Origin of the sequence: Pontibacter amylolyticus (genome assembly GCF_014638845.1) — a bacterium.
GTDB classification, from domain to species: Bacteria; Bacteroidota; Bacteroidia; order Cytophagales; family Hymenobacteraceae; genus Pontibacter; species Pontibacter amylolyticus.
Map to the genome: position 1 here is coordinate 655,566 of NZ_BMFP01000001.1, position 19,768 is coordinate 675,333.

Annotated in this window: 20 protein-coding genes; 11 read left to right on the plus strand and 9 right to left on the minus strand. The window is 51.0% G+C overall.

Going from position 1 to position 19,768, the window contains the following annotated elements:
- Positions 1–190: 190 nt before the first annotated feature.
- A complete protein-coding gene (tcmP, locus tag IEV97_RS02940) occupies positions 191–1,315 on the minus strand; it encodes a three-Cys-motif partner protein TcmP (RefSeq protein ID WP_188499999.1) in 1,125 nt (374 codons plus the stop codon).
- Between the two features lie 126 nt (positions 1,316–1,441).
- Here tcmP and IEV97_RS02945 point away from each other — a divergent pair, with 126 nt between their 5' ends.
- Positions 1,442–1,876, plus strand: a complete 435-nt coding sequence (locus IEV97_RS02945) for a hypothetical protein (RefSeq protein ID WP_188500000.1) — start codon at positions 1,442–1,444, stop codon at positions 1,874–1,876.
- A 207-nt stretch (positions 1,877–2,083) separates the two neighbouring features.
- Here IEV97_RS02945 and IEV97_RS02950 read toward each other — a convergent pair whose 3' ends face one another.
- From IEV97_RS02950 to IEV97_RS02975, 6 genes are all read right to left on the minus strand, one after another.
- Entirely contained in the window at positions 2,084–2,290 is a 207-nt protein-coding gene (locus IEV97_RS02950; RefSeq protein WP_188500001.1) for a hypothetical protein, read from the minus strand.
- 84 nt (positions 2,291–2,374) lie between these two features.
- Positions 2,375–3,190, minus strand: coding sequence for a DUF4097 family beta strand repeat-containing protein (locus tag IEV97_RS02955; RefSeq protein WP_188500002.1), 816 nt, complete (start codon positions 3,188–3,190; stop codon positions 2,375–2,377).
- A 44-nt stretch (positions 3,191–3,234) separates the two neighbouring features.
- Positions 3,235–4,104, minus strand: coding sequence for a DUF4097 family beta strand repeat-containing protein (locus IEV97_RS02960; protein WP_188500003.1), 870 nt, complete (start codon positions 4,102–4,104; stop codon positions 3,235–3,237).
- 4 nt (positions 4,105–4,108) lie between these two features.
- On the minus strand, positions 4,109–4,921 hold the full coding sequence (locus tag IEV97_RS02965; protein ID WP_188500004.1) for a HEAT repeat domain-containing protein: 813 nt from the start codon (positions 4,919–4,921) through the stop codon (positions 4,109–4,111).
- Positions 4,918–5,484 (minus strand): RNA polymerase sigma factor, encoded by a 567-nt coding sequence (locus IEV97_RS02970; protein WP_188500005.1) that lies wholly within the window; start codon positions 5,482–5,484, stop codon positions 4,918–4,920. Before IEV97_RS02970 ends, IEV97_RS02965 begins: the two co-directional genes overlap by 4 nt.
- Before the next feature lie 203 nt (positions 5,485–5,687).
- The gene (locus IEV97_RS02975) at positions 5,688–8,138 is read right to left on the minus strand and encodes a TonB-dependent receptor (protein WP_188500006.1); all 2,451 of its coding nucleotides are present in this window, start codon (positions 8,136–8,138) and stop codon (positions 5,688–5,690) included.
- Positions 8,139–8,538: 400 nt separating this feature from the next.
- Here IEV97_RS02975 and IEV97_RS02980 point away from each other — a divergent pair, with 400 nt between their 5' ends.
- The 5 genes from IEV97_RS02980 to IEV97_RS03000 all read left to right on the plus strand — a co-directional run bounded on the left by IEV97_RS02980 (position 8,539) and on the right by IEV97_RS03000 (position 12,240).
- Positions 8,539–9,174 (plus strand): phosphatase PAP2 family protein, encoded by a 636-nt coding sequence (locus tag IEV97_RS02980; protein ID WP_188500007.1) that lies wholly within the window; start codon positions 8,539–8,541, stop codon positions 9,172–9,174.
- A gap of 841 nt (positions 9,175–10,015) precedes the next feature.
- Complete coding sequence (locus IEV97_RS02985) at positions 10,016–10,261, plus strand: AbrB/MazE/SpoVT family DNA-binding domain-containing protein (RefSeq protein ID WP_188500008.1); 246 nt, start codon at positions 10,016–10,018, stop codon at positions 10,259–10,261.
- Positions 10,252–10,575 carry a type II toxin-antitoxin system PemK/MazF family toxin gene (locus IEV97_RS02990; RefSeq protein WP_188500009.1) on the plus strand — a complete coding sequence of 108 codons (324 nt, stop codon included), beginning with the start codon at positions 10,252–10,254 and terminating at the stop codon, positions 10,573–10,575. Before IEV97_RS02985 ends, IEV97_RS02990 begins: the two co-directional genes overlap by 10 nt.
- Positions 10,576–10,800: 225 nt before the next feature.
- Positions 10,801–11,688, plus strand: a complete 888-nt coding sequence (locus tag IEV97_RS02995; protein ID WP_188500010.1) for a dienelactone hydrolase family protein — start codon at positions 10,801–10,803, stop codon at positions 11,686–11,688.
- A 33-nt stretch (positions 11,689–11,721) separates the two neighbouring features.
- Positions 11,722–12,240: a GNAT family N-acetyltransferase gene (locus tag IEV97_RS03000; protein WP_229733760.1), complete on the plus strand. Its 519-nt coding sequence runs from the start codon at positions 11,722–11,724 to the stop codon at positions 12,238–12,240.
- Between the two features lie 108 nt (positions 12,241–12,348).
- On the opposite strand, the gene IEV97_RS03005 is transcribed toward IEV97_RS03000, so the two are convergent.
- On the minus strand, positions 12,349–12,762 hold the full coding sequence (locus tag IEV97_RS03005) for a VOC family protein (RefSeq protein WP_188500011.1): 414 nt from the start codon (positions 12,760–12,762) through the stop codon (positions 12,349–12,351).
- Entirely contained in the window at positions 12,763–13,692 is a 930-nt protein-coding gene (locus IEV97_RS03010; protein WP_188500012.1) for a 2-hydroxyacid dehydrogenase, read from the minus strand. It abuts the gene before it with no gap.
- Positions 13,693–13,878: 186 nt separating this feature from the next.
- Here IEV97_RS03010 and IEV97_RS03015 point away from each other — a divergent pair, with 186 nt between their 5' ends.
- The 5 genes from IEV97_RS03015 (at position 13,879) to IEV97_RS03035 (ending at position 19,616) form a co-directional block, all read left to right on the plus strand.
- Positions 13,879–15,435 carry a protein adenylyltransferase SelO gene (locus IEV97_RS03015; RefSeq protein WP_188500013.1) on the plus strand — a complete coding sequence of 519 codons (1,557 nt, stop codon included), beginning with the start codon at positions 13,879–13,881 and terminating at the stop codon, positions 15,433–15,435.
- Positions 15,436–15,661: 226 nt separating this feature from the next.
- Positions 15,662–16,591 (plus strand): hypothetical protein, encoded by a 930-nt coding sequence (locus IEV97_RS03020; RefSeq protein WP_188500014.1) that lies wholly within the window; start codon positions 15,662–15,664, stop codon positions 16,589–16,591.
- Positions 16,592–16,664: 73 nt separating this feature from the next.
- Positions 16,665–17,597 (plus strand): hypothetical protein, encoded by a 933-nt coding sequence (locus tag IEV97_RS03025; protein ID WP_188500015.1) that lies wholly within the window; start codon positions 16,665–16,667, stop codon positions 17,595–17,597.
- Between the two features lie 26 nt (positions 17,598–17,623).
- The gene (locus IEV97_RS03030; protein WP_188500016.1) at positions 17,624–18,298 is read left to right on the plus strand and encodes a response regulator transcription factor; all 675 of its coding nucleotides are present in this window, start codon (positions 17,624–17,626) and stop codon (positions 18,296–18,298) included.
- A gap of 1 nt (position 18,299) precedes the next feature.
- A complete protein-coding gene (locus tag IEV97_RS03035) occupies positions 18,300–19,616 on the plus strand; it encodes a sensor histidine kinase (protein WP_188500017.1) in 1,317 nt (438 codons plus the stop codon).
- Positions 19,617–19,768 lie beyond the last annotated feature (152 nt).

Sequence of the window (19,768 nt, forward strand, 5' to 3'; positions counted from 1 at the left end):
CAAGGCCCGCCCGGCCAGGGCAAGCTATAGAACAAAACAGGTTGCTATACCTGCAACAGCCGTAGCTAAAAAACCAAGTAAGCTATACCTGGGCCAGAGGCCCCACCATATAAGACACGAGCGAGGACGCTCGCGCTATGAAGCTATACCTGCAATAAGCCCCGCTGGCCAGGCGAAAACCACTCCCCTATTACTTATACCCAATAATCGAAGTAAACGCAACCTTCCGCATCGGTTGTCGGGAAACAGGATTAATCGCCTCCACTACTCCCTCCGCTTTCAACGCCTCTAACGCTTCTTTGTAATTGCCCCGGATATAATTCGTGCCGATGTTGTGATGCCGGTAAATGCTGTCGATTGGCAGGTTATGGTAATAGGCGCGTTTACCGGCCAGATCGGTGATCAGGTTTTTGATCGAGTAGCGGTACTGCTCCTGGAACAGCGACAACTGGTGTTTGATGTTGGCTCCGAAAAGCGGCACGCCGTCTTCTTGGTAGTCGCTGTACATGAGCATGAGCTCTTTCATTTTCATGTAAGGTGCATCGTTCTTCGATACAAAAAACAGGTAGTGACTTGTCTGGTTCTTTTTGGGCAGACTGATCTTGAAACGGAACGTCTTGTAATCCTTCTCCCGGAAAACGTCCTCGAACTGATCCACCATGAAGTCTTCGCGCTGACCGGCATCCTGGTAGCGGTCACAGAACTCGCGGATCTTCTGCAGGCGCTCTTTGCCAAACACGTCGGCCATGATGCTGTCGTCCGTAGCGCCCTGCACTGCTGCCCGCAGTTTGGCTGGCGTGAAGAGCATGAAGAGATCGAGCCCCCAGCGGCGCACCGACTGCAAGAGCAGCTGCTGCGAAAACTCGTAACCGAACGGATCCAGGTATAGCAGGGTGGGCACATCGTTGCCGAGGAGCTTGGCTAGCGCGGCCAGGCTGGTTTCTTCGTGCAGCAAAACGGGCTTGTGCTGCAAATCTGCGTAGTAAGGCAGTTGCTGCAGGTTCTCCTTTAGTTTGGCGGTAACGGTCTTCTTTTCATCGTTGAAAAAGGTGCGCACCACTTTGTTCAGGTTGTACTTGTCAGTTGCGCCGAAAATGCTGTTGAGCACTCGGACAGGCGCGGCGGGCTTGCCGTCTTCCGGCTTTCCGTCGCCGGCGTAGAGGTCGATGAAGGCCAGCACCGGGTTGGTTTTATAGCGCTGCCCCTGCAGCTGGGCACTGCACCAGGCCTTAAAAAATTCGTTCAGCAGCTCCGACTTGATCTCAGCGCTGCTCCGTTGTTCTATAAAAAAATCGTTTGTATCGGCCGTAGACATGGAAAATGGTCAATTCTGAAGCCCGGTGAGTTAGAAAGGATTGCTTCCTATACCTGCAGGGCGGCTCAGGGTTTAATGGAGAGGTAAAGTTAGGGCTTGTTTCAATTATAAGCGTAATTTTGCAGCATGAAACTGACGGGCAACATTCTCAACATTAAAAACAAGCGCGACGACCGCAATGCAGGCATAGCCATCGAGGTGGACAAGATCGAATACGTGACTTACAAGAAGGATGGCAAGTACTTCCAGCCCTTCAACCTGGAGGTGGAGCTGGATGAGCCGCTCGTGATCACCGGAGATCAGTTGGCCCGCAAACCTGAGAAACACCTGCAGGAAGGCGAGTACGATTTTGATGTGTATGACAAGGAAGATGGGGACTATGTGCTGAACGAGAACAGGTTTCTGTCGGTACTGCTAGCGTACGACGAGTTTGAACAGGAGCACGTGCTGTCGTCGGTGGAGTATACGGTCACGGTTCCGAACGAGGAGTTCAAGGTGCTGAAAGAAGAGCAGCACAAACTCCGGCATTCCCGCAAGGGCACAGGCAAAAAAAAGAAATAGCCTGCCGACAGCCAGGTATAAAAACAGAAAGACCTGCTTTAAGCGATGCTTATAGCAGGTCTTTCCTTTTCATGTTCCGTCAAACATGGAAGCAATTCTTCCAAAAGCTTCTACAAGCTTTAATTCAGGTTTACGCCTGTCTGAACGATAACATAATGTCTATACCAGGTATACGAAAGTTGGCGCAGCAGGTTGATGTCCAGACACTTACTTTTTGTTCATCCCCAGGTAAATGCCGTAGCCGATCAGGCCGGCACCCACAGCGAAGAGCACATACTGTTTCTGCTTCGTGTCCAGGCCGTTGTAGGTGTCCAGTCCGAACTTGCCGGGATTCTTAAACACGTTCATGATCTCGCCCGGATTTTCCATCAGGTAGTTCAAAGGGTTTGAGGGTTTTGCTGTATTGGTTTTCATAGTCTTTCTTTTTTCCTTTTGCTTACGGGAACAGGAGCTTAATAGATAGGGAAATTTCAGAAAAGCTATACCTGATACCGGTAGTTATTTGGCGGCTTTGCGAAGGTAGATGTTGCCGTTCATGTTCTTGATCAGGATCTCTGGCCCGCCGCCATTTACTTTGCCGGTGATAAAATCTGCGGTGCTCACCCGGTAAATCCCTTTCTCATTTCGGGTGCCGGTTTTCACCTGTGCCTGCGAAGCCTCCCGGGTCATCTCAAAATCGGTGTATACTTCTCCCCTGTCCGATCGCAGCTTAGTGTTGAATTTTGAGTTGGCTGGCAGCGTAATATCCACGTTCCCGTTCAGGGTCGAAAAGGCCATCGGCGACTTGCCGTCCCAGCGCAGGATATTGGCTTTCACGTTGCCATTGGTTGTGTTGGCCACTGCATTGCCCGAGACGTTCTCCAGCAGGATGCTGCCGTTCACATTGGCGAGTTCCAGGTTACCGTTCACATTGCTTACGGTCAGGTCGCCGCCATTGACGGTGGCGAGCCGCAGACTGAAGTTCTGGGGCACTTGTATCTCCAGGTTCACTTTCCTGTTCACGGCTTCGGTGCTTACATGCACCTGGTTGTTTTGCTCTGTAACCGTCAGGCCCAGGTTGGTGTTCGGGATGCGCTTCAGACCACCGGCATCTTCACGTTCCTTTGCCCGGCTTTCGCCAGCACTTGCCTTGATGACCACTTCTTTGCCCTTGGTGCCTGTCACGCTGATGGAACCGGTTACCAGGCTAATCTCCAGGCTGCCGGTGTTGTTCGGCTTTGTAAGGGGAACCGTAATCTCTTCTCCGGTTGTACTCTGAGCAAATAAAGAGGTGCTCAGCATCAGAAATATAAAAAAAAGGATGTTGCGTTTCATGGGTTCTTTTTTTTTAGTTAATGTATGTGGCCGGGTTTGGCAGTTTAGCTTTGTGCTTTCACAATTACATTCCCGTTAAAGGTTTTCAGATGCAGTAAGGCCGCTCCTGTTCCCGTTTTATAAGTTGATTCTTTTCCGAGTTTATAGGTTGTGGTGGCGCCGCTTCGATTGCTCACTTTCTCTACTTTCGGAGCCAGTTGCTGCAGGTCTTCCAGGTCGGTGTAGAAGTCGCCGTTGAAGGCGCTGAAGCTGATGGTGGCTGAAAGCGACTTACGGTACAGCAGCTCAACGTTGCCGTTCAGCGTTTCCAGCCTCGCCTGCTTTTTTGGGTTTTCGCGGTATTTGGCCACCACGCTCCCATTCACTGTTTTGGCGTCTACGTCTCCCGAGATATTGTCCAGCAGGATGGCCCCGTTTACATTGGCAGCATGAATATAGCTGGCCGTAAGGTCTTTGACCTTCACGTCACCGTTGTTAATGGTAATCAGGGAGATATTGGTGTTCTGCGGTACCTTGATTGTGAAATTGTGGGTGAACCTGTACCCGAGATCTTTTGTGATATTCACGCCCCGATTGGAAGAGCCCGTTCTGTGCGACTGGATGTAAGGCGCTTTCAGGTAACTGATGATGCTGTCGCCGCTCACTTCAAACTCGAGGCTCAGCTCCTTCGATTTCGCCAATCCGTCTGCTGTGCCTGGTTTGATGATGCGCTCCACTTCGATCAACACCTTATCGCTTTTATGCGTCTCCACATGCACAAACCCATCGATGTTCTCGATCTTAACCACATTGCCTGGTGACTTGCGGTTAAAGCGCAGCTCCTTTACGATCTTTTCGGTGTGGTCCTGCGCCATCAGCCCACTGCTGACAGTGAGGAATGCCACAAGTAACATTAGGGATCGAATGACTTTCATAGTATTAGATTAAGACGTTTATACTTTCTTTGATTTTATCTTTCACCAGCTCGTTGGTGCTTTCGTCCTGCAGGAGCTGCTTGAGCTGCGGCACCGCTTCCTTCTCCTGCAGGGCCTGCATGAGGTCAGCCAGGGCGACCTGTACCATGGGCGAGTCCTGCTGACTGATGGATAGGATCAGCCCAGCCCTCACCTCCGGTCTTGCCGTGTGGTTTTTCAGGGCCTCCACAGCCGCAAGCCGCACATTCACGTTAGGGTCGTTGTTAAGGGAGTTGAACAAGGCATCAATCACCCGGCTATCGGCGTTCGTCATCTCCTGCGAGATATTCACGGCCCGCAACCGGTCCACAGCCAGGGGCTGCTCGATGAGTGTTGTAAAGAGCACCTGCTTCATCTGGCTCAGCTCCGTGGCCAGCATTTTTACATCAGGGTCCTGCTGCTGTTGCTGCTTTGGCGAGAAGGCGAGCCAGGCCACTAAAAAGCCGGCAAAAAAGATGACCAGGGTATAGGCAAACTTGGCCGGGCTCAGAAAAATATTCAGTTGTTGCCAAAGGTCTCCCCAGGAAAAAGCGGCCCCTGAAGGCATTACCTTTTGCTTTTCGGCAGCCAGCAGGTGGTTGAATTTGGCCTCCAGTCCAGGGCCCGGTTCCGGCGCTGGCAGGGTGTAAAATGCATTGTAGGCAGCCTGTGTTGCTTCCAGCTCGGCGGCAGGTATCATGCCTGTTTCCACCAGGGTTTCAAATTCCTGCTGTTGGGCTTCATCCAGATTTCCAGTCAGATAGTCCAGGATCAGTTCTTCGTGTCTCTCGGTGTTCATATGTTTATACCTTTCGCCTGTAATTTCAAAAAGACCTCCCGTAGGTCGTTTATTGCCCGGAACACCCGGACCTTTACATTTGCTTCGGTGCAGTCGCGCAGCTCCGCAATGTCTTTGTATTTCACCCCCTGCAGTTTGCTTAGCAGGAGCAGCTCCTTTTTGTCGTTGCTCAGCTGGTCGAGGGCCCTTTCCATGAGCAGCAGGTGCTCTTCTTTTTGCCTCGCTTCCCCCGGAACCGTGAGGTCCGCCAACACATCCTGTTTCCCGTCGATGTCAGTGGTAATGCCAGCTTTCTTTGCCTTTTTAATGTGGTCGGCCAGCACGTTGCGGGCCAGGTGATAGAGCCAGGTGACAAACTTGCCATCTCCCCGGAAGGTATGGCGGTACTTGAGCACCCGCTCAAAAACATCCTGCACCAGGTCCTCGCTCAGCTCAGCATTCCGGGTAAAGCGGAAATAGAAGCCATACAGGCTTTTGCCATACCGCTTAAAGAGCAGGCTGAGCTTGTCAAGGTCACCAGACTTGACCTGTAGCATCAAAGCATTGTCAGTCAATATTTCCAAATGAGCAGGATGTTTTGGTGTTCATCTATAGAAACTCCGGTTTGAGGAAAAGTTACAGCATTCCGGCACTTATTTTTCGGGTAAAAGGAGCAAAAATGCTGAACACTGCCTGCCCATAAAAGCTGAACACTGCCTGCCCATAAAAGTTAAAGGGGCTCAGAAAGCCCCTTTATTCTCACCATTACAAACAAGCAATAATTCGATCAACCGCCTGTGCGGTTCAGTTCTTCCAGATTGTTGCGGCGGCGCTCTTCTACTTTAGCGCCTCTGTCAAACTTGTAACGCAGGGTAAAACTGATGTTACGCTGTCGGAAATATTGATCCCAGTCACTCACGTTGCCCTCACCCAGCGTAGCTCCAATGATCAGGTGCTGCGTTCCAAAAATATCGTTGGCGTTGATGCTCAAGTCCAGTTTATCATCCATAAAGCTCTTTTTGACCCCCACATTTAACCACCAGCGCGCATCGGCACGGTAGAGGGCGTACACACTAGGCCCTTGGTATACTCCGTTTAGCTCCAGCTTTACTTTTTTAGGTAACAGGATGGTATGGTTAGACTGTAGCATATAGAACACCTGGTCGTTTACAGTCTGTCCATTGTCAATCGCGACATTGTATTCGTTATAAGCCACTATCAGTGTGTTGTTCGACTCCCAGTTTTTCATGACACTGTAGGGCACATTAGCTGTCAGACTCAGATTTTTTGAGTCGTCTGCGTTGCCGATATAATACACGGTGGTGGCCGTTTCAGGATCAATAGCGACCAGCTCTACAATAACATCCTGCGTGTGCTGATAGCTCAGGGTCAGGTTGTAAGCCTTCTTAAACACCTGAGAGATGCTGAACGCGTTGGTATACTGTGGCTTAAGGTCTGGGTTTCCCAGCCAATAGGTAAAGGGGTCGCGGTAGGCGAAAAAGGGATTGAGCTGTCCGTAATTCGGGCGTTGCAGGCGGCGGCTGTAATTATAGTTGATCTGGTAGTCCTCGCTTACCTTTTGCTGCAGAAACAAACTTGGGAAAAAGTTGAGGTAACTGCGCTTCGTTACATCCCCTGTGGTCAGCAACTCCCCTTTCGACTGGGTCTGCTCTGCCCGCAAGCCTGACTGCAAGCTAAACCGCTCAGTAAGTTTAGTGTTGAAATTCACATAGGCGGCATAAATGTTCTCATCGTACACAAAATGGTTCGTACGCTTGGTGTCCAGCACCGGCACTTCGGCGTTATTAAAGTAAAAGCGGGAGTCGGCGTCGGATATCACCCGACTGGCTTTTGCTCCTACTTCCAACTTACGCCCTTGGGCCAGCGGTTTCGTAAAATCTACTTTGGCAGCATAAATATCGAACTCGTTAGGCGTGTTGGTATACAGGAAATCCTGCGTAACGGCTCCCGGATTGGTGAGATCGTAGTAGTAGTTGTAGAAGTCGGCGTCTCCCCTGTTCTTGATCTTAACGAAGTCCAGATCGGCGGTGAGTGTCGTGCCCAGGGTGTCATACTTGCCCATATAGTGCAGATTGGCCGTTCTGTTAGAAAAGCGGTTCTGGTTGAAATTATCCGCATCTATAAACTGGGTTGGCTGGTCAGGCGAAGGCCCAATATAAGTCTCTGTCAGGAAGTCAGCATGCAACTGGTTAGTGGCATAGTAACCCATGACGCCTACGCTGTGCCGGTCGTTAAAGCTGTAGTCTGTTCCCAGACGAACAGCAGGCGGGCCTTCCACCTTATAATTGCCATCCGCCACCTGGTCGAAGTAGGTGGAGGATTCATCGCCTTTGAACACACGGGTGAAGGTGGCATCGCGCCCCCCTACCCGGCGTGCCATGTCCAGGTTCAGGAAAGAATTCCAGGGTCCGGTTCTGTAATTAATGCTGGCTCCTGTGCTGTAGCCGTACTGCTTAAAGTTGTAGTTTCCTCCAGCATACACACTGCCATTCAAACCTTGCACAGTATTCTTTTTAAGGTTGATGTTAAGTATACCTGAGGAACCTTCCGCATCGTACTTGGACGAGGGGTTGGTGATGATCTCGATGTTGCGGATGTTCTCGGCTGACATACCTTCGAGCAGCGAGCGCAGGTCGCGGGCGGAGAGGTAGGTCAGTTTTCCATCCAGCATAATGGTTACCCCTGCCCTGCCATTCAGCTGTATGTTGCCTTCCTGGTCTATGAACACGCCCGGCGAGGTGGCCAGCACATCATAGGCTGTCCGGCCTGCGGCCAGTGCCGTCCCCTCAATGCTTACCACCATGCGGTCGGCTTCCTGGGTGATGGTGGGGCGGAGCCCTTCCACCGTAACTTCCTTCAGCTGGGTTGTGCTGGGTACCAGCCTGATGTTCCCGACTGTAGCTTCCGGTTTTGCCGCACTGACTACCACCTGACTCATAAATTTCTTCTGATAGCCCAGGAAGCTGATGGCCAACTGGTAATTGCCAGGCGCTACTGCCGTGAAGGAAAAGCGGCCATTGGCATCGGTGAGTGCGCTTTGCAGTGCCTGCGTATTGCCTGACTGGAGCAGGGCGACTGTTGCATACTCAATGGGCTTGCCGGTGAGCGAATCGGAAAGTGTTCCGGATATTTTACCTGCCTCCTGCGCCCATGCGGCACCTGAAACGGACAGGAGAAGACATAGCATTCCCATCAAAAAAAGTACACTTTTTTTCATAGTCTATAGAATTATGATTTTATTTTTTCGCTTTTGTATTCGTGGGGTGTAAGCTAAAGACACGCATTCCGCTGTATAGTTGCATCCGCACAAAATTAAATCTGCCATCTTGCTGCGCCTCCCCATTAGGGAGACGACCGGGTTGCTAAAACCTTACAGGGTTTTCAAATTTATTTTACACACAGGCTGCCAAGGGATGAGCAGCACCAGGGTAGTGTATACAATAGGTAACTTCAGTTTTGGAGAAGGTTACAACATTTGTTGTTCTTTTTTTGTAGGTATAAGGCATTGGGTATAAGAAGCGCCTTAGCTGATTGGCTGTATTTTATGCTGTTTTCAGACAATCAAATTAGAAAAGCCACGTATAGGAAGCAGTACTTGAAAATATTAAAGCTTACCCATGTTTCTGCTTCCGCATCTGGCATTTCTGCTCATACTCACTACCACCCTCTTCGAAACCTTCGCAAACCTGGACCTGGCTACTCTGCAACTGCTTAATGGAAGCCGTGCTACAGACCTCGACTTCGTGCTGCTTACCCTGACTGTTACTGCCTACGGACTTGGTGCCATGGTACCGCTTTGCCTATACCTGGCGGGGCATTTCAGGAAGATAGCTTCGCTTAAGTTGAAGGCTTACCAGTATGTGTTTGCCATGGGGCTGAACATTCTGTTCATTGGCCTGCTGAAGTACACCGTCGATCGTCCCCGCCCCTATGTGACGCACGACACGATTGAGCAGATTGCGGAGGCTAGTAGTACCTCCTTCCCTTCCGGCCACACGGCCTATGCTTTCACGTCGGCCGTAGTGCTTGTGCTGATGTTCCGCAACCCCACCCTACGCGGCCTCATCCTGACCTGGGCCCTGCTTGTGGCCTACTCCAGGCTGGCCTTGGGCGTGCACTACCCCAGCGACGTGCTCGGCTCCATGCTACTTGGATCGACCGCCGCTTTCCTCTCCACCTACGCCTTCCGGAAACACCGCGAGCAGTTTTATACCTTGCTGAAGAGAGGCCGGAATTTAAAGATAGTGCGGTAGGTATAGCATTTCCTTAAGGTGCAACTTGTCAGGCGAAAACTGGCCAAGCCCAACGCTGATAGATGCAACATCCGTTTTCTGAAACGTATAGTTGCGTTTATGTACGCTTACTGGTTTTTCCTACATTGCATGAGTATCATACTGTCTATTTCCTGGCGCGAGAAATTGCTGAACACACTCAGAAAAAACCTAATACTTCACCTTAATGGCTTGATTTACATAATTTTTACCTCAACAATCAAATAGACGCAGGAAAATTAGTGGGTCAGGTGGAGAGTTTCTGTAAAAGCACTATATTAGTAAAGCGCTATGGAAGTTTTCAGCTTTTGAAGCTATTACTGTGGGACTCCATACACAGTGCAGATAACCGGAATAGAATTCCTTTTACACAATAGTTGGGGCATATTCAAAAGTATAAATTAACCATAGAAGTAAAACTTACTCTTGAAGAACAGCAGAATGAAGGTTTTATTAAATATATGCTTGGGTGTTCTTATACTTTTAGGGGTAGCTAATCTATTGTTTTGGATTATGGCAATAGGTTCTGGTCATAATATTCCAACAAGAACAACTAATTCAATTCTATTGGTCTTCATTATTATAGGACTACTGATAGCAACGGTAGTGTACTTGAAAAGAAGAAATTCAAAACGTAATAAATCTATAGAGTAGGATTGATAGGCAAATGTTAGTAATAAAAGAACACATCCCCAACCACACCTATAGGTTAGCTTCGCCATCCTATAGCCCAGTCCGTTACCTGTCATAGTAATCTATAGAACTTTGTCTTGTAATTAAGCGTTAATGTAATAACTTTGTAATTACATTAAATAAAAATACTATGGAAGTATCAATCATTCAAATAGGAAATTCCAAGGGATTACGGCTGACAAAATCCATTCTGGAAAGGTATAACATCAAGGATAAAGTTGAGCTAATTCTGGAAAAGGGGCAGATTATTTTAAAGCCAGTTGAGCATCCAAGGAAAGGCTGGGATAAGGCATTCAAGAAAATGCACGAGAACGGTGATGACCAGCTTTTACTGGATGATGTGTTTGGTGATGAAAGCTTTGACGAATGGAAATAAGTCAATATGAAATAGTCCTGGTGAATCTGGACCCTACTGTAGGAAGTGAAATACAGAAAACAAGGCCATGTGTCGTGATATCCCCTGATGAGATTAATCATAACCTAAGAACAGTAGTTATCGCACCGATGACCCCCAAGAGCCGTAGCTATCCTACTCGTGTGAAAGTAAAGCACAACAATCAAGTCGGGTGGGTGGTAATTGACCAGATAAGGACTATTGACAAAGTCCGCATTGTTAAAGTGTTAGGAAATCTGAGCCCCTCAGAAGCAGCTTCCTGCAAAAGTGTGATAAAAGAAACCTACGTGGACTAATAAAAACGACGAGAGGTATCCCGGCGCAGCCTTAACCCTTGCTCCGCTTCAAACTTAGACTGCACTTATCCGTTACACGCTTGATCAGAGTCAAAATAATCTAAGTCTTTACCAACTGTTTCCCCACTCATTTTCATTAACTTAAAGGATGTTTCAGCGCTTCGTAGAATCCTATCAGGTATAGCAAAGCCACATCACTAATCTAGAACAAATCAGCCACCCCCTATGGACGAGATCAAAAAAGAAGACATCAAGCAGGAAGTGTTTGACCTGTACGATGATTATGCCCACAACCGCATCAACCGGCGGGATTTTATGCAGAAGCTCTCGATCTATGCGGTGGGCGGGCTTACGGTTGGTTCGCTTGCGAGCTTCCTGATGCCGGATTACAAGGGCAAGGTACAGCTAGCGGCAGACGATCCGCGCATCATTTCGGAGTATATTACCTACCACTCTCCCAAAGGCGGGGGGCCGATAAAGGCGCTGCTGTCGATGCCGGCCAAGGCGAAGAAAAGGCTTGGGGGTGTGGTGGTCGTGCATGAAAACCGGGGACTGAATCCGCATATCAAGGATGTAGCCCGAAGAGCGGCACTGGCTGGATTCATCACACTTGCGCCAGATGCCCTCACGCCGCTGGGAGGCTATCCCGGCACCGATGACGAGGGACGTACTTTGCAGAGCCAGCGCGACCGCATCGAAATGCTCGAGGACTTTATAGCGGCACACGATTACCTCAAAAACCATAAAAGATGCACTGGCAAAGCCGGTGTGGTGGGCTTCTGCTTTGGCGGCTGGATCTCGAACATGATGGCCGTGCGTATACCTGATCTGGCGGCTGCCGTTCCATTTTATGGCGGGCAGGCGCCGGTGGAGGATGTAGCCCAGATCAAGGCGCCCCTCCTGCTGCACTATGCCGAGCATGATGAACGTGTAAACGAAGGCTGGCCGGCATACGAGGAGGCTTTGAAAGCGCACAACAAAAAGTACACCGCTCACTTCTATCCGGGCACCAACCACGGCTTTCACAACGACACCACGCCACGCTACGACAAAGCAGCCGCCGAACTCGCCTGGCAGCGGACTGTCGACTTTTTTAAGCAGCGCTTGAAATAACGGACCTTAAAAGGCTATACCTGAATCAGCCACATGATGAACTTCAAACTACGCCCCTGGACCATAGAGGACCTCGACAGCCTGGTGCGGTATGGGGACAATTTCAACATAGCACGCAACATGGCGGATGTTTTTCCGCATCCCTATACCTACGAGAAGGGTAGGGCATTTATAGAAATGGCGACCCAAAACGACCCGCCCAACATTCTGGCGATTGCCATCGAAGGCGAGGCAGCCGGAGGTATAGGGTTACATCTGCAGCAGGACATCTACCGGAAGAACGCCGAGATGGGCTACTGGCTGGCCGAGCCTTTCTGGGGCAAAGGCATTATCACGGAGGCTATCCGCCAGATGGTGGACTACGGCTTCGTCAACTGGAACATCACGCGCATCTATGCCCGGCCCTTTGGGTATAACATCGGCTCGCAACGGGCACTGGAGAAAGCCGGTTTTGTGCTGGAGGCAAAGCTGGAGAAGACTTTTTACAAGAATGGGGAATACCAGGACGAGTTGATCTATGCGGTCAGGCGGCCTGACCTAAACCAAGACTAGGTATAGCCTGCTTCAGGTATAGGTATAGCTATACCTGAGAAAAGCACAAAGGCCAGCCCGTAGCAATTACAGGCTGGCCTTTGCTGTTAGAGCAGGTATAGCAACTGGTCAGGAAGCAAACACCTCCTCCGGATTTTTAAAGGCCTTGAACTCAAGCGGGTTCTTGCTGTGGTCGAGGATGAACATGGTGCGCTGCTCTCCTACCTGGCCTTCGTAGCGGGTATAGGGCTCCACCACGAAAGGTATAGCATGTTGCACCAGTCGGTCGAGAACCTGGTCGAACTGCTCGTAGCTGAGCAGACAGCCAAAGTGCGGCACCGGCACACTAATCCCGGCTACTTGTCCGCAATAGTCTGGCTCCGGTATGTTGGCACTCACGTGAGCCGAGAGCTGGTGACCGAAAAAGTCAAAATCGATCCAGTGCTCGGTGCTGCGCCCTTCCCGGCAGCCTAAAATGTCCACATAAAACTGGCGCGTCGATTCGATGTCCTTCACTTTGAAGGCGTAGTGAAATGGGTTCATTTAATATCCTTTGGTTTTTGATACAACATTGATGAGGTCTTCCCCGTGGCGCATGCGGTCGTAGTTTTCCAGGATCTGTGACACCGCCGAAGCCGGATTGGTAATACTGGCAATATGCGGCGTGACATGGATCAGCGGGTGCTCCCAGAACGGATGCTCCTCCGGCAGCGGCTCCTCCCGAAACACATCCAGACTGGCCCCGGACAAATGCCCCTGATCAAGCAGTTCCATCAGATCCTCATCCACCACATGCTCGCCGCGCGCTACGTTGATGACGTAAGCTCCTTTGGGAAGCCTGCCCAGCGTGTCATTGTTTAGAATATCGGCCGTTTCCCTGGTTAAAGGAAGCAGGCAGATCAGGATGTTGGACTTCTCCAGAAAAGTAGGCAGTTCCTCCATCCCGGCAAAAGTCCCGATGCCTTCCAATAGTTTGGGAGAACGAGACCAGCCCTGCACCTTAAAGCCGAGTTTACTCAGCTGCTGTGCCGTGTGTGTACCGAGCACGCCCATTCCCATCACTCCAATCACGACATCGGAGGTGCGTTTATACCTGTGCTGCTCCCAGGTATGGCTGCGTTCTGCCTCCTTGTACTTGTGCAGGCCGCGCACATAGTTGAGCACCTGGGCGGTCACGAAAGTAGCCATGTCCTGCGTCAGATCTTCGTCCACGATGCGGGTGATTTGAACGCCCTGCGGCAACTCGGGGTCGCGCAGAATATGATCGACACCTGCTCCGGTGGAGGAAATGCATTTCAGATTGGGGAAGTTTGCAAAAGCGCCCGGCGGATGGTTCCAGGCCAGGGCGAATTCCACTTCCTCGGCCGGGCCTGTGTCCGGATAAACGTGTACTTCTAAGCCCGGGCGGCGTTCCTTCAGGGCATTTTCCCAGCGGCCCGTGTTCCGGCCCTGGCTGAATATGGTGATTGACATAGATGCGGTAAGTCTGTTCGGTGATGCGTAGCAAGGTATAGCCTGGCCCCATCCCATGTGTTAAACAGGGATAGTCTGCTAAATTTAACTAATCTTGCACAAATCTTGTTAATAGAAATCAAAAGGCTGGCAAAAGGTTTAAAACAAATGCCCTGGCCAGCTACCTTATACCTAAAACTGAATAAGATGGAGCAACTGAGCTCAAAGATTTATAAAAAAGAATTTGTAGAAGCCTTTGCAGGCGACGATAGCGGCACCCTCACGCCACGCCAGACGCCAGGTGTGCTCTACAGCAAAGCCAGGCCTACGCCAGTTGAGAAAGTGACGCTCCTGGCCTGGTCCGATGAGCTTGCGGATGAGCTAGGTATAGCCCGACCAAGCGAGCAGCAGGAGATCGACATACTGGGTGGCAACCATGTGACAGACACCATGTACCCCTACGCCGCCTGCTATGCCGGACACCAGTTCGGTAACTGGGCGGGTCAGCTGGGCGACGGCCGCGCCATTACGCTGGGCGAGTGGGAAGCTCCCGATGGTAAAACCTGGGAACTGCAGCTGAAAGGCGCCGGCCTCACCCCCTACTCCCGTCGTGCTGACGGCCGTGCCGTGCTGCGCTCTTCGGTGCGCGAGTATTTGATGAGCGAAGCGATGCACTATTTAGGCGTGCCGACTACACGTGCCCTTAGCCTGGTGAGTACCGGCGAGCCCGTGCTGCGCGACATGTTCTACAACGGCAATGCGGCCTACGAACCGGGCGCGATCGTGATGCGGGTAGCACTGAGTTTCCTGCGCTTCGGTAATTTCGAGATGTTGAACGCCCGCAAGGAAGTCGACAACCTGCGCCAGCTCATCGACTGGACCATCAGCCGCTACTACCCGCATATTATAGGCGAGAACAAAGTGATTAACTGGTACAAAGAAGTGGTGGACCGCACCGCAAAGCTAATGGTGGAATGGATGCGCGTAGGCTTTGTGCACGGCGTGATGAACACCGATAACATGTCCATCCTCGGCCTCACGATCGACTACGGCCCCTACTCCTTCATGGACAATTACGATCCGAACTTCACCCCGAACACGACCGACCTGCCCGGCAGACGCTACGCCTTTGGAAAACAGCCCTCCATCGGCTACTGGAACCTGGGTGCCCTGGCCGGTGCCCTGCTTCCCCTGGCCGATAAAGACCAACTGGTTGCCACGCTCGAAACGTTCAAAGATGTATACTGGACGGAATATTATGCCATGATGGGCCGCAAATTGGGTCTTGACCAGGTAACACAGTTGGATCGAGATCTGATCAGTCAGTTTGAAAAAACGCTGGCCGAATTACAACCTGATATGACCATTTTCTACCAGCTGCTCATCGACTTGCCGCTGTCCGTAGAAGATGAAGACGCTGTGGCCGATTTCTTCAAGCAGGCCTTATATGATGACCTTACTTCAGAGCAAAAAACAGCGCTCTATACCTTGATCAGCAACTACCTGGAGCGACTGAACACCAACAAAATCAGACGCGCAGATTCTCAGGATATGATGCGCAAAGCCAACCCACGTTTTGTGCTGCGTAACTACCTGTTGCACCAGGCCATTGAAGGGTTGGAGAAAGGCGACGATGCCCTTTTTGTAAAGCTACAGGAAGCGATCAAGAAGCCGTACTCTAATAAATTTGACGAGTTTTTCCAGACAAGACCAGAGTGGGCTTCGCAAAAAGCGGGTTGCTCGATGCTCTCTTGCAGTTCGTAGGCTAACATCAGGGAAAATACAGGTCATCCTAAAGATTCGAGCCCTCTGCCTGGCATTCCGTACCCCGAAATGTCAGGTAGAGGGCCGTTTTGTGACTATATCAATCAGTCGGAAAAGCGTCCCGAAAAAAATATTTTAAAAATTTTCGAAAAAAAACTGTTCTTCATGTTGTCTTCATCTTGACATTATAGTTTTGGAGCATCATCTAATAAAAACCACTAGAGACATGAAGAAAATAACGATCCTTGCTGCAGCTCTGCTAAGCACCGCAACAGTGTTCGCCCAATCAAACAACACCTCAGTAAATACCTCTTCTAACACGTCGGTACAGGTAACTGCCAACGACAAAGGCGAAGCGATTAGCGCTAATCATACATCAGGTGTGACTGGCAAGTCTGAAACAGACGCCGGTTCTACCAAAGGAAAAGCCAATGGAAAAGCGGCGTTGGAAGGCACTGCCAAAGTGAAAGTGAAGAAAGGCAAGAACAAACCGGCTGAAACCTCGCCAGCTCCGGAAGCACCCGCGCAGGACGGCGAAAAAGTTCCACAGGAAAACCATGGCCAGGTTGTTTCTGAAACAGCTCACAGCCTGAAGGGCACAGCCGCTACAGAAGGCGAGCTGGCATTACAGCGCGGTCATGCCGTGGCTGAAGTAGCACAGAGCAATGTAGCAGCAGTAGAAGCTAAAGGGAGCCAGGCGACCAGAAATGGCGCTGAGACAGCCGTAGAAGTAAGCCAGCAGACAGAAGCGAAAGTAAAAGCCGATGGCAAAGCGCAGGCTGAGAATGCCCAATCACATGGCCAGGCGGTTGTAGAAACAGCGCAGGGCACTCAGGCCTCCGGACAGGCTAAAGGCCAGGAGGTAAAAGAAGTGGCCACCGCTAAAGTAAAGGAAAAGCCTGCTACTGTCAGTGCGAAAGGCGAAGCAGCCAGCAAAGCCAGAGTGACAGGCGGCGCCAGCCGTGCAGCCGGTGTAACAAGAGCAAGCGGCGCATCCCGCACCAAGGCAGGTGTAGGTGCCGGAGCAACTACCAAAGTTGGCAGCACAGTAAACAAATCCACGAGAGTCGTAACGCCAGGTGTTTCTAACCGTCCTGTGCAGGTAGGCGGCGCTGTGAACGTAGGCGTAGGCTCCAAAATAAAAGTAGGTAACTAATTCCTATCCAATTCAGTAATGCCTGGCAGTCTGGGTAACCACTCGCACTGCCAGGCTACTAAAGATGAATCAGATGAAGACATTTTGGACACGCATTGGGTTGGCACTGCTCCCGCTGCTCCTGTTGGGCACCTTTTCGGTGCAGGCAGAGACCCTGGCGGCCAGCGACACAACCAGGAGTGGGTGGTGGGTACTGGGGATGGAAGCTTCTAACAACTCATCTTTTTTTGGCCGCAACACCGCCACACGCTACCCCTATGTCGCCCCGTCTGTGACTTACGTTCACCGCACGGGTTTATGGGCTTCGGTTTCAGCCTATCAGCTCTTCAACACCGAAGACTACATCGACCAGCTGGATATGACCTTAGGGTATAGCTTTAAAATCCGCAAGCGACTTGAGGTGGACCTGGCTTACTCCCACTTCACCTTTGGAAAGCATACGCCCCTGGTAAATGCCAGCACGACGGATGCCCTGTTGGTAAAAACCGCCTATGACTGGAAGTATGTGTACACCTCCCTGACCGGCAGCTACATCATCGGTAGCGGCAACGATGTGTTTACCGTGCTGGAGAACTCGCGCTATATACCGCTCAACCCCATCTGGAAAGGCATCATACCTGTGGGGCTGGATCCGAAGGTGAGTATAACAGCAGGTACACAGCGTTTTTCGGAGACCCATACAGCCACCACTACCCGTAAGAAAGCCGCCTCAGGAGGCTCTTCCGGTAGCGGACCCATAGGCGGCATCCTTGATCCTCTGAAGCCCGGAGGCGGCAGCAAAAACCCGGACGACGGCACAACGGAGGAAACCACCACCACGACCACCACAACCAATGTGAGTCGCTTCAGAGTGCTTAACTACGAGCTGAAAGTGCCGCTGGTGGTTTATTATGGCAGCTTCGAGTTCGAGCCGTCCTGGCGATATGCTATACCTGTCAACAAAATCAAAGGCGACGAATCGCGCGCCCAGTCCTTTTATACTTTAAGCGTGAAGTACACGTTTTAGCACCTACTCATACAGCTCTCCCGAACATGCACGTACTCATAGTAGAAGATGAGGTTAGCCTGGCAAATGAACTGATGCACTTTCTTACCCAGGAGCACTACCTCTGTGACTGGGCCTTCACGGGACGTGAGGCCTCAGAGAAAATTGCGGTAAACCGTTACGACTTCATCCTGCTGGACCTGGGTCTCCCCGACTACGAAGGGCTGGATCTTCTCCGGGAAACCAGACAACTGGAACATGAGCCCGCCATCATCGTGCTCACGGCCCGCGGTGCCCTCGAAGACCGGATCGAAGGACTTGGGATGGGGGCAGACGATTACCTGCCCAAACCTTTTTCGCTGTTGGAGCTGCAGGCCCGCATGCAGGCGATCGTGCGCCGCAAGTTTCAGGTAAAGTCGCATGTGCTGGAGTTTCGAGGGATCGAGCTCGACAGCATGGCCCGCCGAGTGACTTACCAGGGTACTGAAATTTCGCTCACCAAAAAGGAGTTTGACCTGCTGCATTACATGCTGTTGCACCGCAAGCGCATCATGACCCGTCTGCAGCTCACGGAGCATATATGGGGCAATGTTCTGGAGGATAGCTATGACTCCAACTACATTGATGTGCATATTAAGAACCTGCGCAAAAAGCTATCGGAGTACATCCCGAATGATTGGCTTGAAACCGTTCGTGGCGTAGGTTACCGACTTGTTGCGTAGCATGAAACTGCAGTCCAAGCTCACTCTTTTCAGTGCGGCCACCAAAATTATCATTCTGCTGGTGCTGGTAATGGTGTTGCCGCCTGTCGTCAACCGCATCGCCCTGCACAACACCGATCAGCGCCTGCTCCAGAAAAAGGAGCAGGTGTTTGATATTATTGAGGAAAGGGGGCTTGAGTCGTTTCTGTCCGATGGAGCGGACGACACCTACGGAAGCTACAACCTGTTGAAGGAGGAGTTTATCTCCATGGAGCCCATCGACCCGTCTCAGATCAACAACCGCATAGAGAACACGTTGCGGAAAGTAGAGGATGAAGTGGTGGAATACCGCGTGCTGAGTCTTGGGTTTGAACTGCACGGCGCTACCTATCTGCTTGAAATCGGCCGCAGCCTGGACACGATACGGGAAACAAGCAGCACCCTGCAAAGGTATGCGCTGTACTTTCTGTTCAGTGTCGTGCTGCTGACCGTTTTCATGGACCTGGCTTTCATAAAGGTGCTGTTGCGCCCGCTCACCCTCATCCTGCGTAAACTCCAGCGCATCGGGCACCCGGATTCTTTCAAACCCACGCCACTGCCCACCAACACCAGCGACTTCGTCTTCCTGAACGAAACCATCAATACCATGATGGGGCAGGTAAAGGAAGCTTTCCGCAAGGAAAAGGAGTTTATCGGGAACGTGTCCCACGAGTTGCTCACGCCCATCTCTATTTTACAGAATCGCCTGGAGAACCTGATGGCGGACCTCGCAGTGCCTGACACAGTGCTTCTCAAGCTGGTGGAAAACCAGAAAACCCTCCATCGCCTCAAAAGCATCATCCAGGCGCTTCTCCTGATCTCGCGGATTGAGAATGAACAGTACCTAAAAAACGAGCGGGTTAATCTGCTGGCTTTGGTGCAGGACGTGGTGGATGAAATAAGTGACAGGGCTGAGCTGAAAAACGTCACCATCAGCATGTCTCTTTCACAAAGCCCGGTACTGCAGAAAGCCAACTATTCGCTGCTCTTTACCATGCTTTTTAACGTGGTGAACAACGCCATTAAGTACAACAAAGAGGGTGGCAGTATTCACATCGATGGCGTACGGAAAGACACCCGATATGAACTTTGTGTAAGCGATACCGGCACAGGTATAGCAGAAGACCAGCTTCCGAAGATTTTCAGCCGTTTCAAACGCAACCATGCCCCCGATGGTGAAAGTCATGGCCTGGGACTGGCGATTGTACAGACAGTAGCCAAATTTCACAGGATTAAGCTGGACGTAAGTTCGGAGCCAGGCAAGGGCACTGATTTCAAGCTGGTGTTTAAAGAGTTGTAAAGCATTTCCCCTTAGTGAAGGTAGGGCCGTTAAGTTCTAGCTAATTCTCCCCTTGAGGACAAGTGAGAACGGGAGTTCGAAACTTGCGAGCGTAGCTCTCAGAGGGGTGTTTACAATTGTGTTAAAACGGTAATATGGCCAGCTATCAGCAT